The 23,972-nt window shown below is 62.9% G+C and carries 27 protein-coding genes; 9 read left to right on the top strand and 18 right to left on the bottom strand.

Annotation, left to right across the window (positions count from 1 at the left end):
* Positions 1 to 36 precede the first annotated feature (36 nt).
* Positions 37 to 423 (top strand): VOC family protein, encoded by a 387-nt coding sequence (locus D0Y60_RS10335; protein ID WP_117369453.1) that lies wholly within the window; start codon positions 37 to 39, stop codon positions 421 to 423.
* Positions 420 to 875, top strand: coding sequence for a GNAT family N-acetyltransferase (locus D0Y60_RS10340; RefSeq protein WP_117369455.1), 456 nt, complete (start codon positions 420 to 422; stop codon positions 873 to 875). The genes D0Y60_RS10335 and D0Y60_RS10340 overlap by 4 nt, the downstream gene beginning before the upstream one ends.
* A 68-nt stretch (positions 876 to 943) precedes the next feature.
* Here D0Y60_RS10340 and D0Y60_RS10345 read toward each other — a convergent pair whose 3' ends face one another.
* Together D0Y60_RS10345 and D0Y60_RS10350 are read right to left on the bottom strand one after the other, a co-directional pair.
* Complete coding sequence (locus tag D0Y60_RS10345) at positions 944 to 2,050, bottom strand: TRAP transporter substrate-binding protein (protein WP_117369457.1); 1,107 nt, start codon at positions 2,048 to 2,050, stop codon at positions 944 to 946.
* 194 nt (positions 2,051 to 2,244) lie between these two features.
* Positions 2,245 to 4,131, bottom strand: a complete 1,887-nt coding sequence (locus D0Y60_RS10350) for an ABC-F family ATP-binding cassette domain-containing protein (RefSeq protein WP_117369459.1) — start codon at positions 4,129 to 4,131, stop codon at positions 2,245 to 2,247.
* Positions 4,132 to 4,255: 124 nt separating this feature from the next.
* Here D0Y60_RS10350 and D0Y60_RS10355 point away from each other — a divergent pair, with 124 nt between their 5' ends.
* The gene (locus tag D0Y60_RS10355; RefSeq protein WP_117369461.1) at positions 4,256 to 4,600 is read left to right on the top strand and encodes a hypothetical protein; all 345 of its coding nucleotides are present in this window, start codon (positions 4,256 to 4,258) and stop codon (positions 4,598 to 4,600) included.
* 50 nt (positions 4,601 to 4,650) lie between these two features.
* Here the strand turns inward: D0Y60_RS10355 and D0Y60_RS10360 are convergent, their stop codons facing one another.
* From D0Y60_RS10360 to D0Y60_RS10370, 3 genes are all read right to left on the bottom strand, one after another.
* Positions 4,651 to 5,733 (bottom strand): GGDEF domain-containing protein, encoded by a 1,083-nt coding sequence (locus D0Y60_RS10360; protein ID WP_117369463.1) that lies wholly within the window; start codon positions 5,731 to 5,733, stop codon positions 4,651 to 4,653.
* A gap of 183 nt (positions 5,734 to 5,916) precedes the next feature.
* Positions 5,917 to 6,207, bottom strand: coding sequence for a hypothetical protein (locus D0Y60_RS10365; RefSeq protein ID WP_117369465.1), 291 nt, complete (start codon positions 6,205 to 6,207; stop codon positions 5,917 to 5,919).
* 184 nt (positions 6,208 to 6,391) lie between these two features.
* A complete protein-coding gene (locus D0Y60_RS10370; RefSeq protein WP_117369747.1) occupies positions 6,392 to 6,913 on the bottom strand; it encodes a DinB family protein in 522 nt (173 codons plus the stop codon).
* 133 nt (positions 6,914 to 7,046) lie between these two features.
* Here D0Y60_RS10370 and D0Y60_RS10375 point away from each other — a divergent pair, with 133 nt between their 5' ends.
* A complete protein-coding gene (locus tag D0Y60_RS10375; RefSeq protein ID WP_117369467.1) occupies positions 7,047 to 7,736 on the top strand; it encodes a glutathione S-transferase family protein in 690 nt (229 codons plus the stop codon).
* A gap of 105 nt (positions 7,737 to 7,841) precedes the next feature.
* Positions 7,842 to 8,264, top strand: a complete 423-nt coding sequence (gene ndk, locus D0Y60_RS10380) for a nucleoside-diphosphate kinase (protein WP_028736091.1) — start codon at positions 7,842 to 7,844, stop codon at positions 8,262 to 8,264.
* 72 nt (positions 8,265 to 8,336) lie between these two features.
* On the opposite strand, the gene D0Y60_RS10385 is transcribed toward ndk, so the two are convergent.
* Genes D0Y60_RS10385 through D0Y60_RS10395 form a run of 3 tightly spaced genes read right to left on the bottom strand, consistent with a single transcriptional unit; the run spans position 8,337 to position 10,848 of the window.
* Complete coding sequence (locus tag D0Y60_RS10385; protein WP_117369469.1) at positions 8,337 to 9,734, bottom strand: hypothetical protein; 1,398 nt, start codon at positions 9,732 to 9,734, stop codon at positions 8,337 to 8,339.
* Positions 9,735 to 9,793: 59 nt separating this feature from the next.
* The gene (locus D0Y60_RS10390) at positions 9,794 to 10,297 is read right to left on the bottom strand and encodes a hypothetical protein (protein WP_117369471.1); all 504 of its coding nucleotides are present in this window, start codon (positions 10,295 to 10,297) and stop codon (positions 9,794 to 9,796) included.
* Entirely contained in the window at positions 10,294 to 10,848 is a 555-nt protein-coding gene (locus tag D0Y60_RS10395) for a CGNR zinc finger domain-containing protein (RefSeq protein ID WP_117369473.1), read from the bottom strand. The genes D0Y60_RS10390 and D0Y60_RS10395 overlap by 4 nt, the downstream gene beginning before the upstream one ends.
* A 64-nt stretch (positions 10,849 to 10,912) precedes the next feature.
* Here D0Y60_RS10395 and D0Y60_RS10400 point away from each other — a divergent pair, with 64 nt between their 5' ends.
* Complete coding sequence (locus tag D0Y60_RS10400; RefSeq protein ID WP_117369475.1) at positions 10,913 to 11,809, top strand: branched-chain amino acid ABC transporter permease; 897 nt, start codon at positions 10,913 to 10,915, stop codon at positions 11,807 to 11,809.
* On the opposite strand, the gene D0Y60_RS10405 is transcribed toward D0Y60_RS10400, so the two are convergent.
* The 5 genes from D0Y60_RS10405 to D0Y60_RS10425 all read right to left on the bottom strand — a co-directional run bounded on the left by D0Y60_RS10405 (position 11,806) and on the right by D0Y60_RS10425 (position 16,036).
* Positions 11,806 to 12,279 (bottom strand): molybdenum cofactor biosynthesis protein MoaE, encoded by a 474-nt coding sequence (locus tag D0Y60_RS10405; protein WP_117369477.1) that lies wholly within the window; start codon positions 12,277 to 12,279, stop codon positions 11,806 to 11,808. The genes D0Y60_RS10400 and D0Y60_RS10405 overlap by 4 nt on opposite strands.
* A 3-nt stretch (positions 12,280 to 12,282) precedes the next feature.
* The gene (moaD, locus tag D0Y60_RS10410; protein ID WP_117369478.1) at positions 12,283 to 12,537 is read right to left on the bottom strand and encodes a molybdopterin converting factor subunit 1; all 255 of its coding nucleotides are present in this window, start codon (positions 12,535 to 12,537) and stop codon (positions 12,283 to 12,285) included.
* A gap of 1 nt (position 12,538) precedes the next feature.
* Complete coding sequence (gene pgsA / locus D0Y60_RS10415; RefSeq protein ID WP_117369480.1) at positions 12,539 to 13,123, bottom strand: CDP-diacylglycerol--glycerol-3-phosphate 3-phosphatidyltransferase; 585 nt, start codon at positions 13,121 to 13,123, stop codon at positions 12,539 to 12,541.
* A gap of 103 nt (positions 13,124 to 13,226) precedes the next feature.
* Positions 13,227 to 15,275, bottom strand: coding sequence for an excinuclease ABC subunit UvrC (uvrC, locus tag D0Y60_RS10420; RefSeq protein WP_117369482.1), 2,049 nt, complete (start codon positions 15,273 to 15,275; stop codon positions 13,227 to 13,229).
* Positions 15,272 to 16,036 carry an SDR family oxidoreductase gene (locus tag D0Y60_RS10425; RefSeq protein WP_117369749.1) on the bottom strand — a complete coding sequence of 255 codons (765 nt, stop codon included), beginning with the start codon at positions 16,034 to 16,036 and terminating at the stop codon, positions 15,272 to 15,274. The genes uvrC and D0Y60_RS10425 overlap by 4 nt, the downstream gene beginning before the upstream one ends.
* Positions 16,037 to 16,395: 359 nt before the next feature.
* On the opposite strand from D0Y60_RS10425, the gene D0Y60_RS10430 reads away from it, so the two are divergent.
* Positions 16,396 to 17,037 carry an outer membrane protein gene (locus D0Y60_RS10430; RefSeq protein WP_117369484.1) on the top strand — a complete coding sequence of 214 codons (642 nt, stop codon included), beginning with the start codon at positions 16,396 to 16,398 and terminating at the stop codon, positions 17,035 to 17,037.
* 83 nt (positions 17,038 to 17,120) lie between these two features.
* Here the strand turns inward: D0Y60_RS10430 and D0Y60_RS10435 are convergent, their stop codons facing one another.
* From D0Y60_RS10435 to D0Y60_RS10445, 3 genes are read right to left on the bottom strand one after another with little or no spacing between them, the layout of a single operon-like run.
* Positions 17,121 to 17,711 carry a glutathione S-transferase gene (locus D0Y60_RS10435; protein WP_117369486.1) on the bottom strand — a complete coding sequence of 197 codons (591 nt, stop codon included), beginning with the start codon at positions 17,709 to 17,711 and terminating at the stop codon, positions 17,121 to 17,123.
* 13 nt (positions 17,712 to 17,724) lie between these two features.
* Positions 17,725 to 18,444, bottom strand: coding sequence for a ribonuclease (locus D0Y60_RS10440; RefSeq protein ID WP_117369488.1), 720 nt, complete (start codon positions 18,442 to 18,444; stop codon positions 17,725 to 17,727).
* Positions 18,445 to 18,492: 48 nt separating this feature from the next.
* Positions 18,493 to 19,353, bottom strand: coding sequence for a 23S rRNA (adenine(2030)-N(6))-methyltransferase RlmJ (locus tag D0Y60_RS10445; RefSeq protein WP_117369490.1), 861 nt, complete (start codon positions 19,351 to 19,353; stop codon positions 18,493 to 18,495).
* 35 nt (positions 19,354 to 19,388) lie between these two features.
* On the opposite strand from D0Y60_RS10445, the gene D0Y60_RS10450 reads away from it, so the two are divergent.
* Together D0Y60_RS10450 and D0Y60_RS10455 are read left to right on the top strand one after the other, a co-directional pair.
* Entirely contained in the window at positions 19,389 to 21,572 is a 2,184-nt protein-coding gene (locus tag D0Y60_RS10450) for a molybdopterin oxidoreductase family protein (protein WP_199564143.1), read from the top strand.
* A gap of 19 nt (positions 21,573 to 21,591) precedes the next feature.
* Positions 21,592 to 22,194, top strand: coding sequence for an NUDIX domain-containing protein (locus D0Y60_RS10455; RefSeq protein WP_117369494.1), 603 nt, complete (start codon positions 21,592 to 21,594; stop codon positions 22,192 to 22,194).
* Between the two features lie 5 nt (positions 22,195 to 22,199).
* On the opposite strand, the gene purN is transcribed toward D0Y60_RS10455, so the two are convergent.
* Together purN and purM are read right to left on the bottom strand one after the other, a co-directional pair.
* On the bottom strand, positions 22,200 to 22,829 hold the full coding sequence (purN, locus tag D0Y60_RS10460; protein ID WP_117369496.1) for a phosphoribosylglycinamide formyltransferase: 630 nt from the start codon (positions 22,827 to 22,829) through the stop codon (positions 22,200 to 22,202).
* Positions 22,826 to 23,899 carry a phosphoribosylformylglycinamidine cyclo-ligase gene (purM, locus tag D0Y60_RS10465; RefSeq protein WP_117369498.1) on the bottom strand — a complete coding sequence of 358 codons (1,074 nt, stop codon included), beginning with the start codon at positions 23,897 to 23,899 and terminating at the stop codon, positions 22,826 to 22,828. The genes purN and purM overlap by 4 nt, the downstream gene beginning before the upstream one ends.
* Between the last annotated feature and the right edge of the window lie 73 nt (positions 23,900 to 23,972).

Genomic DNA, 23,972 nt, shown 5'->3' on the forward strand with positions numbered 1-23,972 from the left:
TGCAGGCGGTTTTTCATATCGCCGGGAGGCCTGCCAATGCGTTTTGTGAACCCCATTCCCTTCGTCCGCGATATCGCCCGCTCTCGGGCGTTCTACGAGACGCGGCTCGGTCTCAAGGTCTTGGAGGATTTCGGTACATTCGTACTTTTCGAGACGGGATTTGCGATCCACGAGGGGGCCGCGCTTGAAAGGACGATCTGGGGAGATGCTGCGGCGACGCAGCAGGCTTATGGGCGCGGGAACGTGCTGTTTTATTTCGAGGACCAAGATATCGACGCCGCCTTCACACGCATCGCGCCGCATGTGGACCTGATCCACCCCGTCGAACGGCAGGCCTGGGGGCAGCGTGTGTTCCGGTTCTACGATCCCGACGGGCATGCCGTGGAAATCGGCGAGCCGCAGATCATGGGAGAAGATGAATGATCAGACGGGCCGATCCGGGCGATGAAGCGCAGATCCGTGACTGCGCCGAGCAGGCCTATGCCCGCTATGTCGCCGTCATCGGCAGGAAACCGGCACCGATGGTTGCAGATTTCAAGGCACAGATCGAGGCTGGTCAGGTCTACGTCTCCGCCGAAGGCGATGCGTTCCAGGGCTTTATAGTCTTCTTCCCCAAGGGCGATCATATCCTGCTGGAAAATGTCGCTGTTCTGCCATCGGCCGCGGGGCGAGGGGTTGGGAAGTCGCTGGTCGGTTTCTGTGAGGAGCAGGCACGACGCGGCGGCTTCAAGACGGTGCATCTCTACACAAACGAGAAGATGACCGAAAACCTCTCGATCTATCCCCGGCTTGGTTATGTCGAGGTGGCGCGACGGCATGAGGACGGTTTCGACCGCGTGTTCTTCGAAAAGCGTCTATCCGGCCCGGCAGTCTGACAATCGGACAAAAGAAAACCCCGGAACATCGCTGCTCCGGGGTCTGCGTTTTCGCTGGTGACAGCCGCTTACAGCTTGTTGCTACGCTGTTGGATCATCATGAACGTATCGTAGTTGTATTCGGCGATCTGGGCGTTGAGGTAGAACTCGCCGCGGAAGGCCTTGATGGAGTCCCAGATCTTTTTGAAGGTCGGGTTGGAGGCTTCCATCTCGGCATAGACCTCGTTTGCGGCGTCGAAGCAGGCCGAGAGGATTTCCTGGCTGAACGGGCTGAGCTTGGCGCCGGCGGCGACAAGGCGCTTGATCGCCGACGGATTCAGATAGTCGTATTTCTGCAGCATATTGGCGTCGGTCGCCTGACAGGCGGTGCGCAGCAGCGACTGATAGGCCTTCGGCAGGCCGTCGAAGGCCGCCTTGTTGAACATGGCATGCACCGTCGGGCCACCTTCCCACCAGCCCGGATAGTAGTAGTAGGGTGCGACCTTGTAGAAGCCGAGCTTCTCGTCGTCATAGGGGCCGACCCATTCGGCGGCATCGATCGTGCCCTTTTCCAGCGAGGGATAGATATCGCCGCCAGCGATCTGCTGCGGTACCACGCCGAGCTTTTCCACGACCTTGCCGGCAAAGCCGCCGATGCGCATCTTCAGGCCCTGCATGTCGGCGACGGTCTTGATTTCCTTGCGGAACCAGCCGCCCATCTGCACGCCCGTATTGCCGCCGGGGAAGCCGACGAGGCCCTGGGTCGCCAGGAACTCGTTGAACATGTCGATGCCACCGCCATGGTACTGCCAGGCGTTCATGCCGCGCGCATTGAGCGCGAAGGGCACGGCCGCACCGAGCGCCCAGACCGGGTCCTTGCCCCAGTAGTAGTAGGAAACGGTATGGGCGGCTTCCACGGTGCCGGCAGCGGCGGCATCGGCCGCCTGCAGGCCGGGCACGATCTCGCCGGCCGCGAAGACCTGGATCTGGAAGTTGCCGTCCGTCGCTTCAGAGACGTATTTCGACAGGACCTCGGCGCCGCCATAGATGGTATCGAGCGACTTCGGGAAAGACGAGGCGAGACGCCAGTTGATCTTCGGATTGCTCTGCGCGATTGCCGGCGATGCCAGAACGGTGGCGGCCGCACCGCCCACGCCCGCGACACCGGCCTTCTTGATGAATGAACGACGATCCATAGTTTCCTCCCAATGGCGGGCGGATGTTTTCATCCACCCTCGTGTCATCAAAGCGGAGCTAACCATGTCGGGGAGGGGGTTTCAAGCCAAGGGGACAAAGAACGCCAAACGGGCCCGCTACGACTTTCGTCGTAGACGGAGCATCCGGCTATCTGCCTGTTTTTTGAGCGTTTCTTGAAAAGGCGAGGCCCGACTCAGCCGGCCATCGCCTCCTCATATTCCGCCGAAAGCTCCAGCCACTGCTCTTCGGCGTCGTTGAGTTTGTCGACAGCCATGGAGCGCAGTTTTGCCTTCTCCGCGGCCTTGGCCGGGCTCTTTTCATAAAGCGTGGGGTCTGCAAGCTCCGCATCAAGAAGCTGAATCTGCTTCTGCAGTTTTGCCGTCAGCGATTCGATTTCATTGATCTTTTTCTTGAGCGGCGCGAACTGGGCGCGACGGTCGGCATTGGCCTTGCGCTGGTCGGCCTTGTTGGCGGTATCGCCGGCGGAAGCCACCTTCTCCTTGTCGTCCTTCTTGGGCGACTGGACGATGAGGCTGCGATATTCCTCCATGTCGCCGTCGAAGGTTTTGACTGTGCCGTTGTTGACCAGCCACAGCCGGTCGACAGTCGCCTCGATAAGATGGCGGTCGTGCGAGATCAGGATGACGGCGCCTTCATAATCGTTCAGCGCCTCGATCAATGCACGACGGCTGTCGATGTCGAGATGGTTCGTCGGTTCGTCGAGAATCAGCAGGTTCGGCGCGTCGAAGGCGGCAAGGCCCATCAGCAGGCGCGCTTTCTCGCCGCCGGAAAGGTCCTTGGCGGGCGTCGCCATCTTTTCCGTGGCAAGGCCCATCTGCGCCACGCGAGCGCGCACTTTGGCTTCCGGTGCCTCGGGCATCAGTCGGCGCACGTGCTCCACAGCCGACTGTTCGGGCATGAGATCGTCCAGCTGATGCTGCGCGAAGAAGCCGATCTTCAGGCCCGGTGCGCGCTTCACCGCACCCGCCTCCGCCTCCAGCCGGCCGGAGATGAATTTCGCGAAGGTTGACTTGCCGTTGCCGTTCGAGCCGAGCAGCGCGATGCGGTCGTCATTGTCGATGCGCAGGTTGATCTGCTTGAGGATCGGCTTGCCCGGCGTATAGCCCACAGCGCCGCCTTCGATGGCGATGATCGGCGAGGCCGGCTGCTTTTCCGGCTCGGGGAAGGTGATCGGCTGGACATGCGTCTCGATGACGGCGGCCACCGTGCCCATGCGCTCGAGCGCCTTGACGCGGCTCTGCGCCTGCTTGGCCTTGGTGGCCTTGGCCTTGAAGCGATCGATGAAGCTTTGCAGATGTTTGCGCGCGGCGTCGTTCTTGGCCTTGGCCTTCATCTGCAATTCGTCGTTCTCGGCCTTCTGGCGCTCGAACTGGTCGTAGGAGCCGCGATAGAAGGTCAGCTTCTGCTGGTCGAGATGCACGATGGCGTTGACGGCGGTGTTCAGCAGGTCGCGGTCGTGGCTGATGATGATGACGGTGTGTGGATAGCGCCGCACATAGTCTTCCAGCCACAGCGTGCCTTCGAGGTCGAGATAGTTGGTCGGTTCGTCGAGCAGAAGCAGGTCCGGCTCGGAAAACAGCACGGCCGCCAGCGCCACGCGCATGCGCCAGCCGCCGGAAAAGCTCTTTGCCGGGCGCTGCTGGGCCTCGTGGTCGAAGCCGAGGCCGGCCAGAATGCTGGCCGCGCGCGATTCCGCCGAATGCGCGCCGATATCCGTAAGCCGCGTCTGGATTTCCGCGATACGGTGGGGATCCGTTGCTGTCTCCGCTTCCTTGAGGAGGCTCGCGCGCTCCTTGTCGGCAGCCAGAACGATCTCGATCAGCGATTCATCCGTGCCCGGCGCTTCCTGCGCCACCTGCCCGATGCGCGCATTCTTCGGCATGGTGACGGTGCCGGCCTCTGACGCAAGCTGACCGGTAATGACGCGAAACAGCGTCGACTTGCCGGTGCCGTTGCGCCCGACGAGACCTACCTTCACGCCGCTCGGCAGCGAAAGGGACGCGTTATCGATGAGGAGACGCCCGGCAATGCGGGCGGTGAGGCCGGAAATCGTGATCATGCCGGCTCTATAGAGCAATTCCCGCGAAAGTGCGAAGCGGTTTTGTACCCGGAATGCGCCAGGAGCGATCCTTGCAGGGATGCTTGCCGTAGTTTACTGAAGCCTACCGAAACCGGATGTCCTCATGCCCTCCCGCCTCACAAATCGTTTTGAGGGATATACAAGGCTACAGCCAGAGAAGTTCGAGCGACACGCTGCTCTTCTGGAGCTTATTCAATCGCTCGGAATAGTTGGATCCGTTTTCTATGTCCTAAGCGAAATACCCGAGCAGGGCGAAGACCTACTCACATTGCTGTGCGACGACCAACTTGTTATTTCGTTCGAGTTGCCTCGTCAAAAGATCCAGCTTTCTGCCGTAGACATTGTTAAAGTTCCCGTTGCGGAATATCGCGCCAAGATCGGTCAAGGAAAGCACCGCATACGTCTAGATGAGACGTTAAAGAACGCGCGAATTCTGTTGTGCGGGTAAGGAGTAATATCTGCTTTGGGCTAATGGCGTAGATATAAGTTTTCTATCTTTCAGCCCGTCGCACCCGCCCGATACCCACGCCCAACCCGCTCGGCCACCTCGGCGGAGTAGATGCGAAGCGCGATGCCGGTGTCGGCGGCGTAGGTGAGGGCCTGGTCTGCCTGGTCGTAGAGCATGGCGGGCGCGTCGGCCGAATCGGTCATCGATACGCCGGCGGTCAGCGTCAGGAAGCCGGCGGGAAGCTCGCGGTCCAGGAAGGGGAAGGGTTTTTCGGCGACATGGCCGGCGATGCGGCGCGCGATGGTCACGGCAATCTCGCGGCTGACATCGGGCAGAAGCAGGCAGAACAGGTCCGGCCCGGTGCGCGCGACGAAATCGTTCTTCTTGACCGAGCGGCGGAAGATGGAGGCAAGTCGCTTCAGCGTCTTTTCCGCAGCCCCCGCCGGATGCGTTTCGGCGAATTCTTTCAGCTGTTCGACGCGGAAGAGCAGGAGGGCGGCCGTACCGTCCTCGGCTTCCGTCTGGAAAAAGGTCTTCAAACGGCCAAGCAGCGCAGCATGGTTTGCAAGCCCCGTCACCGGATCGTGCGTCAGCGCCTCGCGGCTGAAGGCAAGGCCTGAGCGCAGCCCGTCGAGATGCGCCTGGAGATCGCCGATCCGTTCGGCGGAGCTGCGATCGTGGCCCAGAAGGTCGCGCACGATGGATAGCAGGCGTACCGTATCGCTGGCGAAATCCGAAATGCCGAGCACCGGATCCTTGCGCATGCGGAGGGAAATTTCTTCCAGTTCCTGCATGGAGGCGGCGCGGTGGCGGCGGTTGGCCTCGGACGTCTCGGCGATTTCTGTGAGCAGACGCACGGCCTCCCCCGCGGCCTGACCGGCGGCCAGCACATTGTGGCTGGGAAGAGAATGGCGCAGTGCGATCGCATCGAGCGCCGCCTGCTCCGGCGCCTTGCCAAGCGCGGCGATCTCGCGCGCCACGCCGGCATTGCCATTCAAGGCTTCGAAAATCAACTCGTAGTTCCGTGGTAGCCCGGCAATACCGAGATTGGCCATGACATGGGCGATACGCGCCATGATCGGCGGAACGGTGGACACGGTGTCCTTCGGGGCAGGGGCGGCCTTGCTGCTCATGATACGCCATCAGATGGGGCGCAGCGGAATTCGTCTGCGCTCAAGGAAAGATCAGTTGGCGTAACTATCGGATTGTGCGGTTAATTTTGCGTTTGCTGAAGGAGAATTCGCGCCGAATTGACAATGCGCAGTTGCGTCGGCTTCCAAGGGCGGCGGGTCTGCCACCCTTGGAAGCCGCCGATGTCAGGCGAGGCGTCGTGTCAGTGCGAAGGAGCGCATGAGCTGGCTGATGGCGGAGGGCCGCTGCCGGGTTGCGGCAGCGCGGTTCGCCCGGGCCTGTTGCTGCAGGTCGCGCATGGCGGCGGCATAGCCTTCTGCGCGCGCCTGCTCCAGAGCCACCGCGAAGGTCTTTTCGATCACCGGATAGCATTCTTCCGGCAGATAGGCGTTCGGGGCATCGGTGCCGTAGACGCGCGCCATCTTGCACAGCGTGCTGCCGAGCAGGGCAGCCCATTCCTCGTTGCTTCTTGCCATCTTTCATCCCTCTCTCAGGTGAGGCCCGCCGTTCGGCATCGCCTCCAATGACAGCGACTATTTCACCGTCCGTTGCCACTGACTGTCACCTGGGTGACAGCCCTGGACAATCCTCCAAGCCGACGCCATCAGGTCCAATAGCGTAGGACTGTTTCACGACTATTGCAGGAAAAAGACAGTCTGCTCAACTTGCATTGTGCAAAAAGGCAGATCCTTCCGTGCGCACGAAGTAGATCAGGTCCAGCGTCAGGCTCGGCCCGCCCAGCGCCGTCAACAGTCCGTGGCACTGGCCGCGATGGTGGGTCTGGTGGTTGAAAACGTGGCTGAGGGCGGGGCCAAGCGGGTGGGTGACGGGCGTCGGGTTCGTTACGGGTGTGTAGGTGAAGTCGCTTGCGATCTGCGCCTCGCTGAGCGAATCGATATAGACGACGAGGCGCGCATCTTCCGCCTTCCGGGCGGCCCAGAGACCGGCAAAATCCTCGTGGAGGATCGTGTCGAGGCTGGTCGGGGCTTCGCCCGTGCCGGTGAAGCGCTTCAGCCAGATGCGGTCGGCGCACAGCAGATGGTTCAACGTGCGGTACAGCGAGCCGAAGAAGGCGCCGAGGTCCTTGCGGTAGGCGTCGTCGTCGAGCTTGCCGACGGCCTCGTAGAGAGTGCGGTTGGCCCAGGCATTGTAGGCGGCGAACATGCGGTAGTGATCGAGCATCGGCGTCTCCGTGATTTGGCCTGGACTATAGCGGTAGCACGCATCGGCGGCGTTGATGCCATCCATGAAATTATCTGATTTGCTCCGCCGGCCGGCCTGCGCTCCAATGCCGCCGAACCGGAACGAGGATCTCATGACCCGATTGCTCTATGCGCTCGCCGGCGCCGACAAGGACCGCCAGTTTTCACCCCATGTCTGGAAGACCGTGATGTCGCTCGCCCACAAGGGCCTCGACCATGACACGGTGCCGGTGGGCTTCACCGAAATCCCGGGCATCGAGAATGGCGGCACGGCAACGGTACCGCTGCTGCGGGACGGCGACAGGCTGGTCGGCGACAGTTTCGCCATCGCGCTCTATCTCGACGAGGCCTATCCCGACCGTCCCTCGTTGTTCGGCGGCGCGGGCGGCCAGGCGATGGCGCGGTTCATCGAGAACTGGTCGCAGTCCACCTTGCACATGGCGATCACCCGCATCGCCATTCTCGACATCCACAACCTGCTCGGTGAGGCCGATCGGGCCTATTTCCGCCGCAGTCGCGAGGAGCGTCTCGGCGCCTCGCTCGAGGATATCGCGGCGGCCGGCAAGGCTGAGGTCGAGGATTTCGCAAGGAAGCTGCAACCGTTGCGCAACATGCTGAAGGTGCAGCCCTTCATCGGTGGCGAAGGCCCGCTCTTCCCGGACTATATCGTCTTCGGCGCGCTGCAATGGCTGCGCACGACGGCCGGTACGAAAGTGCTCGAGGAAGACGATCCGGTGGCGCTGTGGTTTGCCCGCTGCCTCGACCTGCACGGTGGCGTCGGCCGGCGTGTGGCAGCGGCGTGAAAGTTTGATGTCGATTGCGCCAAAAGCCGCGCCCCCCTTGTTTTGCGGGGCGTTGGCGGCTATTGAACCGCCACTTTCACCGGAAAACCAAAGGGAAACGGGAAAATGGCGATTGAACGCACCTTTTCGATGATCAAGCCGGACGCGACGAAGCGCAACCTGACCGGCGCCATCACCAAGATGCTGGAAGATGCAGGCCTGCGCGTCGTTGCTTCCAAGCGCGTCTGGATGAGCAAGCGCGAAGCCGAAGGCTTCTACGCCGTTCACAAGGAACGCCCCTTCTTCGGCGAACTCGTTGAAGGCATGACCTCCGGCCCGACGATCGTTCAGGTTCTCGAAGGCGAGAACGCGATCCTCAAGAACCGCGAAATCATGGGCGCCACCAATCCGGCCAACGCCGACGAAGGCACGATCCGCAAGACGCACGCCCTGTCGATCGGCGAAAACTCGGTTCACGGCTCCGACGCCCCGGAAACCGCTGCCCAGGAAATCAAGTACTGGTTCTCCGACACCGAGATCGTCGGCTGAATCAATCTGTCCGGCTGAGGCCGTACAGCTTTGATAGGATCGAGAAACCGGAGCCGTAAGGCTCCGGTTTCTTCATTTTGCGGGGTCGAAACGGAAGATCGGCTGGCCTGACAGCATCAGCGCTTCGGCGGGGTGATGCGTGTAGCTGGCGCAGGTCCGGTCGAGACGTATCGCGAAATCCGTCGCCAGTACCATCTTCATTTCCGGTGGCTCGACCGTCAGAACGAAATCAGCGAGGCGGGCCGGATCACCGGCCGCAAAAAGCAGCTCCGCCAGGATAGGACCTTTGGTCTCGTCCTTCGCGAAAGCTGATAGAGGCGAGGATTTGAGCGCTCCGGCAAGCTCCGTCCACAGCGGCCATTTGGCTTGGAATTTAGCGCTGATATCCTCTGGCATCGCGGGCAGATCAGCGGTCTTGCCAGTGAGATAGGGCGTGAGCGCATCGACTGCGATCAGCCGGTCGATTACATCGCGGACTGAAACGTCGCCGACGGCGCGCATATGGACGTCGATACTAGCGAGCGTGCTGTCGACCATGGTCGGGTCGGCCTCGTTTTCCCGCAGCACCCTGTAGGCCGTTAGCCACGCCGTATTGATGAGACCAGCGGGTTTGACGCGCCCCGCGGCAATTTCGGCCATCAGGGCCTGTGCGGCCTTTTCCGCCGGCGGAATGCTACCCGTCTGGTTCACATAGGTCATCAGGAAATCGCGCTCTGGCTCCTGTGCCGCCGCAACGGTTACCGTGTGAAGGCTCTTCTGCTGGGCCTGCATCTCAGCATCCGGCAGGGGGATGCGCGGCAGGGCCGGTCTGCCGACGAGAGCCGGCGCCCAACTCCACATGCGTGTCAGGTCCGGGATCATGGACTGATCGGCAAAGCCGGCGACGAAGACGGGCCAGGCATTTGCATCGCGCTGGCTGGCGGCGAGGCCGGCCTGGATGAAAAACAGCTTGTGGCGGCCCGCTGATGCGGCGAGTTTGACCTTCTCCGTGTCCGGCCAGTCGACGACGGCGGGCACGATGCTGCCGAGGAGGGATGTCTGCCGAGCGGGCGGCAGGCTCGCAATCGCGGCAAACAGTTTCTCGCCATCGCCGGCCTGCAGGATCGCCCTCAGGGTGGAGATCAGCCCGTTGAGCTGCACCGGATCGCTCAGCTTGAGCGCATCGTAACCGCCCCGTGTCGCATCGATGGCGCCAGCGAGATCGATCGCCTCCCGCACACCGGAATCGCGCAGCCTGTGGGCAAGCTCGGCGGCGTCTTGCATGGATAGCTTGCCGTAGCGGATCTTCAGATAGGCGGCCTCCGCGCCGAAGCCGCGGGCCTTGAGCCGGGGCAGTTTGTCTCGGTCCGTCAGGACCGTATCAGAAAAGGCGAGGATGGCGTTCTGCGCGGAGCAGGCGGCCGGTTCTTCGGCTCGGGCCGCCACGGAAAGCATCGAGAGCCCAAGCGCCAAGGCAGGCAGAAATCGCATGCGAACATCCTCCCGAAGATCGTTTCAGGCGAAACGCATAAGAGGATGCGAATATTCGCTCAGGCGGCGCACTTCGCCGTTTCGAAATGCGTCGGCGTCTTGCCGTCTTTGAAAACCTCGGGGTTCTTCTCGTAGGCCGGGCCGACGACAAGCGCCTTTTCGGGCAGGATGCTCTGGTCGATATTGGACGTCACCTGGGTTTCCAGTGCCTGCAACGTGTCGCCATTGGGGCCGAGTACTGAAATCGCGACCTTGTAGGGTTGGTTCTTCTTCACGCAGGTCACATCAGGGCTTTCCAGCACCACGCGTGGCAGGTTGGGGAAGATCTTGCGCTCCATCGTCAGCGGCGCCCCGCCGGCCGGGTTCTCGAATTCAGCCTTCACGATGGAGCCCTCGGGCAGCGGCTCCGTCTGTTCCAGCGTTACCATGTAGGTCGCGTAGGCGAGGCGGTAGTTGAAGACGAACATCTTGCCGGTCAGCTTCAGCGGGTCGGGGCCGGTCTCGCGCTGGCAGGCGGCGAGCAGCAAGAGAAGCGGCAGGGCGATGAAAAAGGTTCTCTTCATGGCTGGGCCTCCTTGCGATTGCGGCGATAGTGGCGGCTGGCCTTCACGCGGTTGCCACAAACGGCCATGTCGCACCATGCGCGTGAGCGGTTGCGGCTGCGGTCGAGAAACAGCCAGTTGCAATTCGGGCAGATTTTCAGCCGCTCCGGCTCCGGCCGTGACAGCAGCATCAGCGCGGACCGGGCAGTGGCGGTGTCGAGGGCCTGCGGCCGCTCGCCCGATATTCTGAATGTTGCCGAGATGGAATCGAGCAGATCGGCCAGCAGCGCCGGCTTGCCGGTGCCAAGCACCTCGGCGCGAAAATGCCGGTCGATTGCTTCACGCAGCCGCACCAGCCCGGCGCGGGCCTGTTTCTCTACCGGATCCAGCGCACCGAAAATGGTTCGTTCCCCGCAATGCCGGTTCGCACCGGCGGGAAAGGCGTCCATCGTGGCGGCATCGGCAAAGCGGTCGATGCGGCGGGCGGGGTCGCCGCGCAGCACGACGGAGTTCGCGACATCGAGCGCGAGCACGCCACCCGAAAAACGATGCGGGGTCCAGGAAAAGGTCATGGCACATTCTAACTGGTAAAATGAATTTTGCCAGTTATATTTGGGCGGTAAACCTGGAGCCGCCATGGCCTATTTCCTCCAGCAGATTGCCAATGCCGTGCCCGTCGCCGCGCTCTATGCGACGCTCGCATTCGGCTATTCCATCGCCTTCGCGGTGACGCGCCGGGCGGATATCGGCTATGGAGCGCTCTTTGCCTTTTCGGCGCAGATGTTCGTGCTGTTTTCCGGTTATGGCTGGAGCCATCTCTGGCTTGTGCTGCCCGCAGCGCTGGGCTTCGGGGCGGTCATGGCGCTGCTCTACGGCGTCGGCGCGGGACTGGTGATGGGGCGCCATGTCATGCGCCCGCTCGCCTTCTCCTCCGACAATACGGTGGTGGTCGCCGCCCTCGGCGTCGTCCTCGTGCTGATGGAAACGGCGCGGCTGGCCTCCGATACGCGCAGCCTCTGGCTGCCGCCCTTCCTCAATGCGCGCATCGTCTTCTGGGACGACCCGGCCTTTCCCGTCGTGCTGACGGTCATCCAGCTTGCCAACACCGCCGCCATGCTCGCCATTGTCGCCGTTGGCTATTGGCTTCTCTCGCGCTCTGCCTGGGGGCGGCGATGGCGGGCGGTGTCGGAGGACCGGCAGGCGGCGGAACTCTGCGGCGTCGACGCCGCGGGCGTCTATCTCTCGGCCTATGCCGTGGCCGCGCTCATCGCCAGCCTCACCGGCATCCTTGCCGTCTCCTATTACGGCAACATGGATTTCGGCGCGGGGCTGGTCTTCGGCGTGAAGGTGCTGTTCATCGCCGCTATCGGCGGGGCGGGGGCGCCGCTTCTTTCCGCTCTCGGCGGCGCAGCCATGGGCCTCGCCGAGACGCTCTGGAGTGCCTATGGCGATTTCCTGTGGCGGGATTTCGTGATCTTTTCCGCGCTGGTGCTGCTTCTGGTGATTTTCCGCCGCAAGAAACCGGTGCCCTAGGCCCACTTCTCCCGCGCCCGGTCGTCGCTTTCCTTGGCATCGACCCAACCACCGTCACGGCCGTCGGCGAAGTGCTCCTTCTTCCAGAAGGGCGCAGAGGTCTTCAGGTAATCCATAACGAAGGAGGCGCCGTCGAAGGCGGCGTGGCGGTGGGGCGCGGCGGCGACCACGAGCACGATATTGGCGCCCGGCGCGATCTTTCCGACGCGGTGGATGGCGGTGACGCCGAGCAATGAGAAGCGCTCGATGGCGATCCGGCAGATGCGGCCGATCTCGGCCTCCGCCATGCCGGGATAGTGTTCCAACTCCAGGGCGGAAAGCTCGCCGCCTTCATCGCGGCAGAGGCCGACGAAGCTGACAACGGCGCCGGCGTCCGCCCGGCCCTCGGTGAGACGGGCAGCCTCGGCCGCGGCGTCGAAATCATCCGCCTGGACGCGCACGGTCACCGGAGCCGAGACGCCGCCGGCCACGGTTCAGCCCCCCGTCATCGGCGGGAAGAGGGCGATCTCGCGGGCACCGGTGATCTGTTCGTCATGCTCGACATGCTCCTGGTTGATCGCGATGCGGATCACCTTCTCATGCTCGAGTGCATGGGCATATTCATCGCCGAGCGACTTCAGGTGGCGCAGCAGGTCGGTGCCGGTTTTGACATCGGCGGGAAGATCGATGTCCTCTTCGCCCTTGCCGATCCGTTCGCGCACCCAGGCGAAATAGACGAGCTTCGTCATCTCACTCGTCCACGATGTGCTTCAAGCCAGCGCGGAAATAGTCGTAGCCGGTATACATGGTGATGAGGGCGGCGGCCCAGAGCAGGGTGATGCCGATCTCGGTCGTGTAGGGCAGCACCTTCTCGCCGGCCGGGCCGGCCAGCAGGAAGCCGATGGCGAACATCTGGATCGTCGTCTTCCACTTGGCGATGCGCGTCACGGGCACGCTGACCTTGAGGTCGGCGAGATATTCGCGCAGGCCCGAGACGAGGATTTCGCGGCAGAGAATGATGATGGCCGCCCAGATCGTCCAGCCGGCAATGGTACCGTCGGCGGCCATCAGCAGCAGCACGGAGGCGACCAGCAGCTTGTCGGCGATCGGGTCGAGCATACGGCCGATATTCGACGTCTGGTTCCAGATACGGGCGAGATAGCCGTCGAGATAATCGGTGATCGAGGCGGCGGCAAACAGCCAGAAGGCCGTCCAGCGCGCGAAGTCAGACGATTCAAGCCGCCCTTCCACGAAAAAGCAGAGCACGATCAGCGGAACGGCCACGATGCGGGCGTAGGTGAGCAGGTTCGGGATATTGTATGCGCGGGAAGCCATGGAATCTTAAATCTCGATCATTTGCGGCTAGATGAGGTCTTTCTGACAGCGCCGTCAACCTTTGTTTCCGGCAATTCTTGGCGATTTTACGGTGCCCGCCGCGCTATCCCGCCGCATCGTCATGAAAATGGTTGTAAACGATGCGCGCGACGCTCTCGGAAATGCCCGCGACGGCCATGAGGTCGACCATGGCGGCGCGCGAGACGGCCTTGGCGGTGCCGAAGTGCTGGAGCAGGGCGCGCTTGCGTGTCGGGCCGATGCCACCGATCTCGTCGAGCGGGTTCTTGACCATCTCCTTCTTGCGGCGTGCACGGTGCGAGCCGATCGCGAAGCGGTGCGCTTCGTCGCGCAGGCGCTGCACGAAATAGAGCACGGGGTCGCGCGGCGGCAGCGAGAAGTCGGGAATGCCGCGCATGAAGAAGCGCTCGCGGCCGGCCTCGCGGTCGGCGCCCTTGGCGACGCCGATGGCGACGACCTGGTCGGTGATGCCAAGCTCCTCAAGGATGGCCCTGACCGCCGTCATCTGGCCCTGGCCGCCGTCGATAAGGATGACGTCGGGCCAGGCCGGGAAGGGCTGGTCGGCGGCGTCGGTGCACTGGTCGGCCGTACGGTCCGGCAGGCCCTCTTCCTTCATCAGGCGGGAGAAGCGCCGGGTCATCACTTCCTTCATCATGCCGAAGTCGTCGCCGGGCGTGATGCCCGTCGATTTGATGTTGAACTTGCGGTACTGGCTCTTCACGAAACCTTCCGGCCCCGCCACCACCATTCCGCCCACGGCATTGGTGCCCATGATGTGCGAGTTGTCGTAGATCTCGATGCGGCGCGGCACGGTTGGCAGCTTGAAGGTCGCGGCAAAGCCCTCCAGCAGGCGCGATTGCGAGGCCGTCTCGGCTAGCTTGCGGCCATGTGCCTCGCGGGCATTGGCCACCACGTGGTCAACGAGGTCCTTCTTCTCGCCGCGCTGTGGCACGGAAATCGTCACCTTGTAGTTCGAGCGCTCGGAGAGCGCCTCCGCCAGAAGGTCGATCTCCTCCACCGTCTCCGATAGCAGAATCTGCCGCGGGCAGGGCTTGTCGTCGTAGAACTGGGCGAGGAAGGCGTTGAGCACCTCCGCGCCCGAAAGCTGCGGATCGGCCTTTGGGAAATAAGCCCGGTTGCCCCAGTTCTGCCCGGTGCGGAAGAAGAACACCTGGATGCAGGAAATGCCGCCCTCGTGGTGGATGGCGAAGACGTCGGCTTCTTCCACACCGGCCGGGTTGATGCCCTGATGGCTCTGGACATGGCTGAGCGCCGCCAATCGATCACGATAGACGGCAGCGCGCTCAAAATCGAGGTCTTCGGCCGCGGCATTCATCGCCTCGGCCATATGAGCCTTCACCTTCTGGCTTTTTCCCGAAAGAAAATCCTTCGCCTCCTGCACAAGTTCGGCATAGTCGGCGTCACGGATCTCGTGGGTGCAGGGGCCGGAACAGCGCTTGATCTGGTAGAGCAGGCAGGGGCGCGTGCGGGTCTCGAAAACGCTGTCGGTGCAGGTGCGCAGGAGGAAGGCGCGCTGTAGCGAGTTGATGGTGCGGCCGACGGCGCCGGCCGAGGCGAAGGGGCCGAAATAATCGCCCTTGCGGCTGCGCGCGCCGCGATGCTTGAAGATCGCCGGTGCGCGGGTGTCGCCGGTCAGCAGGATATAGGGAAATGACTTGTCGTCGCGCAGAAGCACGTTGAAGCGCGGGCGCAGGCGCTTGATCAGGTTGGCTTCTAGCAGCAGCGCCTCGGTTTCCGTGCGCGTCGTCACGAATTCCATGTTCGCCGTCTGGCGCACCATCTGGGTCAGACGGTTGGAATGCACGCGGCCTTGGGCGTAGTTCGATACGCGCTTCTTGAGGCTGCGCGCCTTGCCGACATAGAGCACGTCCCCATCGGCATTGAACATGCGGTAGACGCCGGGACTGTTGGGCAGCCGGTTGACAAAATGCTGGATCAGATCGGCACCGGTGACGCCTTCCGGCACGTCGCCGCCCTCGTTCCAGTCGATGCCGGGTGTCGCCACGGCGGACGCGGCGCTGCCCGTCGCCGGGCTTTCCTGCACCTCGTCGTCTTCGTCCGTCTCGTTTTCGTCGTAGAGGATGCCGCCATCCTCCACCTTCCGGCCATTCATTCCGCTATTCCCCTGACATCGGGTGTTTCCCAGGCGAGATGCTGCCCGCCATCGAGCGCTATCATTTGCCCCGTTATGGACGGCGTGTCGAACAAAAAGCGAACTGTTCGGCCGAATTCCTCGAGATCAGGACCGCGGCGCAGGATCAGGCCCGAGACCTGCGCCTGGAAATCGGCGTCATCCTGCCGCTCGTTTGGCAGGGAGGGGCCAGGGCCGATGGCATTGACGCGCACGCGCGGCGCAAAGCTCTGCGCCATGGTGCGCGTCGCCATCCACAGGGCGGATTTGGAGAGCGTGTAGGAATAATAGCGCGGCGTCGGGTTCCAGACGCGCTGGTCGACGATATTGACGATGGAGCCGGCCGCACCATCAGGCAATTGCCGCACGAAGTCGCGCGCCAGGATCGACGGCGCCTTCACATGCACGGTGAAATGCCGGTCCCACAGCGCATCGTCGAAGGCGGTGACGGTATCGGGCTTGAACAGCGATGCATTGTTGACGAGGAGATCGAGCGGGCCGACGGCTTCAACAGCCTTGCCGACGAGCTTCGCCGTTGCTGCACCGTCGGCGAGATCGCATTGCACCACGCGGGCCGTCTGGCCGCGTGCCCGAAGGGCGGCGGCGAGTGCCTCCGCTTCATCAACGGACGCGTTTGCATGGATGGCGACGGCAAAGCCGTGTGCCGCGAGATCCTCCACGATGGCCTTGCCGATGCGTTTTGCGCCGCCCGTCACGAGGGCCGTTTTCATGGGTTTGTTCAAGAACTGTCCGTCCTGCCGATTCATTTGATTAACCGGCCCAAGATATAGACATCCCTGCGCAGGCTTAAACTCCCCATGACAATTGGTTGCGGAAAAATTAACTGCAAAAGCCACTTCAAAGTAATTTGAAGTATATTTTACCGTTTTCATTGGTTCTTAAAATTATGGTTAATAATTTACCTGGTGCGTAAAAGTCACATCCAAATTGTGCCATGGCTGTGCCACAATGATTTCACATTTTGGCTCTTTCATTTCCTCAATCTTTATTCAATTTCCCCTCAACCGGGCGGGACTGAATTGGAAATGACGACGCCCGACAGCCTCCCAAGAGAGGGCGTCGTTTAGTAAAGGAGAATATCATGCGTACACTCATCGCCACCCTCATCGCTTCCACCGTTTCGATAGTTGCTTTCCAGGCTGCTCACGCAGCTGACGCCATTGACGAAGTTCCGCAGGCTCCGGCCTCGGAATATGTCGAGCCGGTCGCTTCGGGCAACTGGGCCGGCGCTTACGCCGGTGGTACTGCCAGCTGGCAGCGCGGTGACTTCCAGCGCCAGGGCGATGCCAAGGCCAACGGCATGGGCGGCGGCGTCTATGGCGGCTACAACATGCAGAACGGCCAGCTGGTTTACGGCGGCGAAGCCGACCTGAACTACTCGGGCGTCGATTCCAAGCACAACGGCCTGACCGCCAAGCAGGGCATCAACGGCTCGATCCGTGGCCGCGTCGGTGTGGACCTGAACCCGGTTCTCGTCTACGGCACCGCGGGTGTTGCCGCTACCAACACCGAAATGAAGCTGGGCAACGCCAAGGACGAAAACACCTCGGTCGGCTGGACGGCTGGCGCTGGTGTCGAAGCCTTCGTGACCAACAACGTCACGGCACGCGTCGAATACCGCTACAGCGACTACCAGGGCAAGGACTACAACCTCGGCGGCACCAAGGTGAAGTCGGACTTCCAGGACCACGCCGTTCGCGTCGGTCTCGGCGTCAAGTTCTAAGCCTTAAACGGTATTGGAATACGGAAAGGCCGGGCGAGAGCCCGGCCTTTTTGTTTGCCCGTTCGAAAGAGGCGAGAACCGCCTCAATCCTTGAATTTCGCGTAATCGGGGAAAACGGCCTCGAAACGCGACAGGAAGCGCTTCAGCTTCGGCCGGCCGCGTTGCCACTTGCCGGCGAAACGCAACTCGATGTAGCGCAGCATGGCGGCCAGCGCGAAATGGCCGGCATTCGGCTTCTTCGCCAGGCGCGGCATGTTGGCCTCGAGATGATCGAGCGCGCGCTCGACCTTTTCCCACTGCCGGTCGATCCACGGCTGGTGCACCTTCTCCTCCGGCCGCGAGCGGCGCTCGTAGACGATGGCGAGCAGGCAATCGCAGATGCCGTCCGCCGTGGCCTCCAGAATATCGACTTCGGTGCGCTTGGCAGCATTGCGCGGGTAGAGCGAACCGCGGGTCTGGCGGTCGATGTAATTCATGATCACCCGGCTGTCATAGACGGCGAGGCCGTCATCGGTCACGAGGGCGGGGATCTTGCCGAGCGGATTGGCGGCAAGCAGCTCTGCCGGGTCCGCATTGGTGTCGACGGTGACCGATTCTGCCGGCAGGCCGGCATAATGCGCGGCCATGCGCACCTTGGTGGAATAGGGCGAGGTGGTGGAATAGAAGATCTTCATCGGCGGGTCCTGGTTAGCGGATGGATGGCTGCAGAATAGTTTTGGCACGGCAGGCGGCGCGGTCGATTTCGGGGCAGGGGCGGAAGCCGAGATCCGGCGTCATGCAGATGCGGATTTCCTCCAGTTGCCCGCCTGCGCAGGTGACGGCGATACCCTTGCGGTCGAGACCGGGATTGGCGGCAATGAGGGCCTGCTCCACCGCATCGGGCGACGCGCTGATGCCGTCGCGCTGCGGCTCCAGGCTCTTCGGAATGTGGATGCGCTCCCGGGCGGCCCGCACCACCGAAAAATAGTCTTTCTGGCTGAGGCCGGAACAGCTGCCGTGTTTGCGCCACTGGTGGCCGATGAGGCCCATGGACGGAATGATGTCGAGCACGGTGCGGCCGAGGCTGTCAGGCACGCGATCGGATTCGCGCGTGCGGCAGAATTCCGGATAGCCGCGCTCGTTCTGCGGCCACAGGCCGTGCACGATGAAGCCGTAGTCGTTGCCCCGGCGGCACTGCTGCGTCTTGCCCGCGGCATCGTTTTCCGCGCACCAGCTGGGCGACCAGGAAAGCGAGAGCACGTAGAAATCGAAGCCCTTGCCGACGGGCACTTTTGCCTGCGTCTGCGGGACTTTTCGGCTTTCCTCCGCCTTCGGCTTCTCGGCTGGCTTTTCCTCGCCGCAGCCGACAAGCGCCAGCAGGCCGGCGAGGGCCAGCAGGACGGATCGAGTGCGAAGCAAAGGCGTCATTGATGTCTTCCGGTTTGGCGCGCGATTGTTGTCGCCGAACGGCAAAGGTCAAGAGGCCTTCGCTTCGCCCGTGAGCCAGAACGACCGTGCGGAAGCGAAGCGATCCTGCGCCAGCCGCTCCTTCAGGAAGGGCAGGAGCACGTCGAGTTCCTGCTTCAGCGTGTAGGGCGGGTTTACGATGATGAGGCCGGAACCGGTGAGGCCCGTCGTCCCGCGGTCGCTTTTCACCGTGAGTTCCGTGCACAGCATTTTCGGAATGCCGGTCTCTTTCAGCGCCTTGTGGAACTCGGCGATGGGCGCGTTCTTCTTCAGCGGATACCATAGGCAATACATCCCGCCAGGAAAGCGGCGCACGGCTTTTTCGAGCCCGTCCACCAATCGCTCGTACTCGCCCTCGATCTCGAAGGGCGGATCGACCAGCACGATGCCGCGTTTCTCCTTCGGCGGCAGATGCGCGCCGAGCGACAGCCAGCCGTCGAGGTGGGTGACGCGGCTCTGGAAGTCGTTGTCGAACAGCCGGCGCAGCGTCTCGTAATCGTCGGGATGCAGCTCCATCGCCGAGAGTCGATCCTGCGGGCGGAAGAGCATGCGTGCCAGTTTTGGCGAGCCGGGATAATGCTTTAGCCCGCCTTCCGGATTCAGTTCGTGAATGACCCTAAGGTAAGGTTCAAGGATTTCGCCGACAGCCGGCGGTAGGTCTTCGGCCAGCAGCCGCCCGATTCCATCGAGCCACTCACCGGTCTTCTGCGCCTCTTCGCTGGAGAGGTCGTAGAGGCCAATGCCCGCATGCGTGTCGAGCACGCGAAAAGCCTTGTCCTTGCCCTGCATATAGATGACGAGGCGGGCGAGCACGGCGTGCTTCAAGACGTCGGCGAAATTGCCGGCGTGGTAGATGTGGCGATAGTTCATGCGGTCCCCGCGCGATCAAACGCTCTGATGCGACGATGAATTGTTGCGATGGTAGAATGATTTGCCTTTTGGCAGCTAGCGCTCTGCAATATAGAAAAGCCATGAACGTTGCGACCCCCCATCTTGGAAAACCGCGCATCGGCCATTCGGCCTGTCCGCATGACTGTCCCTCCACCTGCGCGCTCGATGTCGAGATCGGCGCGGATGGGCGCATGGGGCGCGTCAAGGGCAGCGCGGACAACAGCTACACGGCCGGCGTGATCTGCGCCAAGGTCGCGCGATATGCCGAGCGGCTCTATCATCCCGACCGCCTGATGAAGCCGATGGTACGCAAGGGCGCCAAGGGCAGCGGCGAATGGGCCGATATCTCCTGGGAGGCAGCCCTCGACGCCATCGCGGAAAGTTTCGTCAAGGCCGAGCAGGCTCACGGCGTCGAGGCCGTCTGGCCCTATTATTATGCCGGCACGATGGGCCTCGTGCAGCGCGATTCCATCGAGCGCCTGCGCCACGCCAAGCGATATTCCGGCTTCTTCGACAGTATCTGCACCAACCCGGCCTGGACCGGTTTCGTCATGGGCGCCGGCACGCTGCGCGGCCCGGATCCGCGCGAGATGGCGAAGTCCGATTGCGTCGTCATCTGGGGCACCAATGCGGTCTCCACCCAGGTCAACGTGATGACCCATGCGGTGAAGGCGCGCAAGGAGCGCGGCGCCAAGATCGTCGTCATCGACATCTACGACAATCCGACGATGAAGCAGGCGGATATCGCGCTAAAGCTGCGGCCGGGCACGGATGCGGCACTCGCCTGCGCCGTCATGCACATCGCCTTCCGCGACGGCTATGCCGACCGCGCTTACATGGAGAAGTTCGCTGACGATCCGGCGGGCCTCGAAGCGCATCTTGCCACCCGAACGCCGGAATGGGCGGCCGCGATCACCGGTCTTACGGTTGCCGAAATCGAAGCCTTCGCCGCCCTGGTCGGGCAGACGAAGAAGAGCTTCTTCCGACTCGGTTACGGCTTCACCCGCAGCCGCAACGGCGCGGTCTCCATGCATGCCGCGCTGTCCATCGCCACCGTGCTCGGCTCCTGGCAGTATGAAGGCGGCGGGGCCTTCCACAGCAATTCCGCCATCTTCCACCTGCGCAAGGCGGAGCTGATGGGCTCGAAATTCATCGACCCCGATATCCGCATGCTGGATCAGTCGCAGATCGGCCGCATCCTGACCGGCGACGCTATCGCCCTGCGCGACCGCGGCCCGGTCACCGCCATGCTGATCCAGAACACCAACCCGGTGAACGTCGCCCCCGAGCAGCGCCTCGTTAAACAGGGCTTTTTGCGCGACGATCTCTTCGTGGCGGTGCACGAGCAGTTCATGACCGATACGGCGAAACTCGCCGATATCGTGCTGCCCGCCACCATGTTTGTCGAGCACGACGATATCTATCGCGGCGGCGGCCACCAGCACATCATTCTCGGCCCGAAACTCGTCGAGCCGCCGACGACGGTGCGCACCAATCTGTTCGTCATCGAGGAACTGGCCAAGCGCCTCGGCGTGTCGGACATGCCGGGCTTTGGTCTGTCGGAGCAGGAACACATCACGAAGATGCTGCCCTATTACGGCATGGATTTTGACGGTCTCAAGGAAGAGAAGTGGATCGATTGCCAGCCCGATTTCGAGGCGGCGCATTTCGCCAAGGGCTTTGGCTTCCCCGACGGAAAATTCCGCTTCCGCCCCGACTGGACGAACACGCCGGCCCCCAACAAGCCGCCGAAGGTGCTCGGCGCCTTCGGTCCGCATGAGAACCTGCCGGCTTTCCCCGATTACGCCGCCGTTATCGAGGAGGTGGACGAAGCGTATCCCTTCCGTCTCGCCACCTCGCCCGCGCGGAGCTTCCTCAATTCCTCCTTCACCGAGACCAAGGGCTCGCGTGAGCGCGAGGGCCGGCCGGAGGTGATGATCCATCCGCAGGATGCGGCGGCGCAGGAAATCGTCGATGGCGATGTCGTGCAACTCGGCAATGTCAGGGGTGATATCCGCCTTCATGCCAAGATCAGCGACAGTGTGAAGCCGGGCGTGCTGATCGCCGAGGGTATCTGGCCGAACTCCGCCCATCTCGACGGAGAAGGCATCAACGTGCTGACCGGCGCCGATCCCGTCGCGCCCTATGGTGGTGCTGCCTTCCACGACAACCGCGTCTGGCTGCGCAAGACGGCCTGATGTTCAGCAAAGGTTTTCCATGACGGCTCCCGCTTCGTCCGCCATCCGCATCGTCGACCAAAAGACGGTGTGGAAGCGTTTCATCCATCTGCAGACGCTAGTGCTTGAGCAGACACGCGCCGATGGCCGGGTCGAATTCCTTGACCGCGAGGTCCATGACCACGGTGCTGCCGCGACTGTGCTGCTGGTCGATCCCGTCAGACAGTCGGTGATCTTCGTGCGCCAGTTCCGTCCCGGCGCATTTTTCGGCGGCCACTTGGATGGATTCCTGCTCGAAACGCCGGCTGGCCTTCTTGACGACGACAGCCCGGAAGACGCCGTCACCCGCGAGGCGATGGAGGAAACCGGCTATGTGGTGCGCGACGTGCGCCACCTCTTCGACATGTATTCCAGTCCCGGCACGCTCACCGAGCGCATCAGCTGCTTCGCCGCCCATATCGACGCGAGCAAGCGTGACGGCAAGGGCGGCGGCGTGGAAGGCGAGGGGGAGGATATCGAGGTCATCGAAATGCCGATCGACGAAGCCTATGGCCTGATCGCCTCCGGCGTCATCGTAGATGCCAAGACGATCACGCTGCTGCAATGGCTGATGCTGAACCGCAGCGAATTCGCTCCGGCGTAAGACTCTCAACCGAGCGAAAGCACGCTCTGCGTGGGATCGGTGCCACCCGGCAGCGTGCCGGCGGCAAAGCCCGCGAGAACCCGGCGATAGAGCGCGTGTTCCTGCACCAGAACCCGCGCCGCAAGGCTGTCGGCCGTGTCCGCATTCAGGATTGGCACGACGGCCTGCGCCAGGATCGGGCCTTCGTCCATGCCGGCATTCACGAGATGCACCGTGCAGCCGGAAACCCGCATGCCGGCGTCGATGGCGCGCTGGTGCGTATGCAGTCCGGGGAAGAGCGGCAGAAGCGAGGGGTGGATGTTCAGGATGCGGCCTTCGTAGGGACGGATGAAATCCGCGCTGAGGAGGCGCATATAGCCCGCGAGGCACAGAAGGTCCGGACGGTAATCCGCAAGCGCGGCGAGAATTGCCGCCTCATGCGCATCCTTGCTGGCGAAATCCTTGCGCAGGAAGGTGCGGGTCGGAATGCCAAGCGCTTGCGCCTTCGCGAGCCCGCCTGCATCGGCTTTGTCGGAGAAGACTGCGACGATTTCGGCTGGAAAATCCGGCGCTTCGGCGGCTTTGGCCAGAGCCAGCATGTTGGAGCCGCCGCCGGAGATGAAGGCGACGACGCGCTTGCGGGCCGGGCTCGTCATAGGGCGAGCGTGCCCTTGTAGATCGTGCCGGCGGCACCCTCGTCACGAGCGACCATGCGGCCGAGGCGGAAGACGCTCTCGCCTTCGCCGGTCAGCACGGCGGCGACCTCGTCGGCCTTGTCGGCCGGTACGACGGCAATCATGCCGACGCCGCAATTGAAGGTGCGCAGCATTTCCTTGGCTTCCACGCCGCCGGTCTTCGCCAGCCACGAGAACACGGCCGGGGCCTTGACGGCATCGAGGTCGATCTCGGCGGCCAGGTGCTTGGGCAGCACGCGCGGAATGTTTTCCGGAAAGCCGCCGCCGGTGATATGCGCCAGGGCCTTGATGGAGCCCGTCTCGCGGATCGCCTTCAGGAGCTGCTTCACATAGATCTTCGTCGGCGTCAGCAGGGCTTCGCCCAGCGTCTTGCCGGCTTCGAACGGGGCCGGTACATCCCAGGCGAGGCCCGAGAGGGTAACGATCTTGCGCACCAGCGAATAGCCGTTGGAATGTACGCCGGAGGAGGCGAGGCCGAGGATGACGTCGCCTTCGGCGATGTCGCCCGCCGGCAGCAGTTGGCCGCGCTCGGCCGCGCCGACGGCAAAGCCCGCGAGATCATAGTCGCCATGCGAATACATGCCGGGCATTTCGGCGGTTTCGCCGCCGATCAGCGCGCAGCCAGCCTGGCGGCAGCCTTCGGCAATGCCCTGCACGATGGCCGCACCCTGATCCGGATCAAGCTTGCCGGTGGCGAAATAGTCGAGGAAGAAGAGCGGCTCGGCGCCCTGCACCACGAGATCGTTGACGCACATGGCGACGAGGTCGATACCGACGGTGTCGTGACGGTCCGCGTCGATGGCGATCTTCAGCTTGGTGCCGACGCCGTCATTTGCCGCGACGAGCACCGGATCCTCGAAGCCGGCGGCCTTCAGATCGAACAGGCCGCCGAAGCCGCCGATCTCGCCGTCTGCACCCGGGCGGCGCGTCGAGCGCACGGCCGGCTTGATCTTCTCGACCATCAGGTTGCCCGCGTCGATATCGACGCCCGCATCGCTATAGGTCAGACCGTTCTTTCCCGACTGGCTCATGCTCTCGTCTCCGGACTTGCGCGCTGTTCGCGCCCGATTGGCATGCTGGGGCGGCAAGTGCAAGACGAATGCC

It is taken from the genome of Shinella sp. WSJ-2, assembly GCF_003432075.1.
GTDB lineage: Bacteria > Pseudomonadota > Alphaproteobacteria > Rhizobiales > Rhizobiaceae > Shinella.

What these genes read in the sequence shown, in the direction of transcription:
- D0Y60_RS10360 (WP_117369463.1), bottom strand. Translation starts at nt 5,733, where the DNA reads ATGAGCAGCAAGGCCGCCCCTGCCCCGAAGGACACCGTGTCCACCGTT.
- D0Y60_RS10440 (WP_117369488.1), bottom strand. Translation starts at nt 18,444, where the DNA reads ATGACGCCTTTGCTTCGCACTCGATCCGTCCTGCTGGCCCTCGCCGGC.
- moaD (WP_117369478.1), bottom strand. Translation starts at nt 12,537, where the DNA reads ATGACGAAGCTCGTCTATTTCGCCTGGGTGCGCGAACGGATCGGCAAG.
- D0Y60_RS10435 (WP_117369486.1), bottom strand. Translation starts at nt 17,711, where the DNA reads ATGAAGATCTTCTATTCCACCACCTCGCCCTATTCCACCAAGGTGCGC.
- D0Y60_RS10385 (WP_117369469.1), bottom strand. Translation starts at nt 9,734, where the DNA reads ATGCGATTTCTGCCTGCCTTGGCGCTTGGGCTCTCGATGCTTTCCGTG.
- D0Y60_RS10340 (WP_117369455.1), top strand. Translation starts at nt 420, where the DNA reads ATGATCAGACGGGCCGATCCGGGCGATGAAGCGCAGATCCGTGACTGC.
- D0Y60_RS10430 (WP_117369484.1), top strand. Translation starts at nt 16,396, where the DNA reads ATGCGTACACTCATCGCCACCCTCATCGCTTCCACCGTTTCGATAGTT.
- D0Y60_RS10450 (WP_199564143.1), top strand. Translation starts at nt 19,389, where the DNA reads ATGAATTGTTGCGATGGTAGAATGATTTGCCTTTTGGCAGCTAGCGCT.
- D0Y60_RS10395 (WP_117369473.1), bottom strand. Translation starts at nt 10,848, where the DNA reads ATGACCTTTTCCTGGACCCCGCATCGTTTTTCGGGTGGCGTGCTCGCG.
- pgsA (WP_117369480.1), bottom strand. Translation starts at nt 13,123, where the DNA reads ATGGCTTCCCGCGCATACAATATCCCGAACCTGCTCACCTACGCCCGC.
- D0Y60_RS10345 (WP_117369457.1), bottom strand. Translation starts at nt 2,050, where the DNA reads ATGGATCGTCGTTCATTCATCAAGAAGGCCGGTGTCGCGGGCGTGGGC.
- D0Y60_RS10400 (WP_117369475.1), top strand. Translation starts at nt 10,913, where the DNA reads ATGGCCTATTTCCTCCAGCAGATTGCCAATGCCGTGCCCGTCGCCGCG.
- D0Y60_RS10370 (WP_117369747.1), bottom strand. Translation starts at nt 6,913, where the DNA reads ATGCTCGATCACTACCGCATGTTCGCCGCCTACAATGCCTGGGCCAAC.
- ndk (WP_028736091.1), top strand. Translation starts at nt 7,842, where the DNA reads ATGGCGATTGAACGCACCTTTTCGATGATCAAGCCGGACGCGACGAAG.
- purM (WP_117369498.1), bottom strand. Translation starts at nt 23,899, where the DNA reads ATGAGCCAGTCGGGAAAGAACGGTCTGACCTATAGCGATGCGGGCGTC.
- D0Y60_RS10445 (WP_117369490.1), bottom strand. Translation starts at nt 19,353, where the DNA reads ATGAACTATCGCCACATCTACCACGCCGGCAATTTCGCCGACGTCTTG.
- D0Y60_RS10375 (WP_117369467.1), top strand. Translation starts at nt 7,047, where the DNA reads ATGACCCGATTGCTCTATGCGCTCGCCGGCGCCGACAAGGACCGCCAG.
- D0Y60_RS10365 (WP_117369465.1), bottom strand. Translation starts at nt 6,207, where the DNA reads ATGGCAAGAAGCAACGAGGAATGGGCTGCCCTGCTCGGCAGCACGCTG.
- D0Y60_RS10455 (WP_117369494.1), top strand. Translation starts at nt 21,592, where the DNA reads ATGACGGCTCCCGCTTCGTCCGCCATCCGCATCGTCGACCAAAAGACG.
- purN (WP_117369496.1), bottom strand. Translation starts at nt 22,829, where the DNA reads ATGACGAGCCCGGCCCGCAAGCGCGTCGTCGCCTTCATCTCCGGCGGC.
- D0Y60_RS10350 (WP_117369459.1), bottom strand. Translation starts at nt 4,131, where the DNA reads ATGATCACGATTTCCGGCCTCACCGCCCGCATTGCCGGGCGTCTCCTC.
- D0Y60_RS10390 (WP_117369471.1), bottom strand. Translation starts at nt 10,297, where the DNA reads ATGAAGAGAACCTTTTTCATCGCCCTGCCGCTTCTCTTGCTGCTCGCC.
- uvrC (WP_117369482.1), bottom strand. Translation starts at nt 15,275, where the DNA reads ATGAATGGCCGGAAGGTGGAGGATGGCGGCATCCTCTACGACGAAAAC.
- D0Y60_RS10355 (WP_117369461.1), top strand. Translation starts at nt 4,256, where the DNA reads ATGCCCTCCCGCCTCACAAATCGTTTTGAGGGATATACAAGGCTACAG.
- D0Y60_RS10335 (WP_117369453.1), top strand. Translation starts at nt 37, where the DNA reads ATGCGTTTTGTGAACCCCATTCCCTTCGTCCGCGATATCGCCCGCTCT.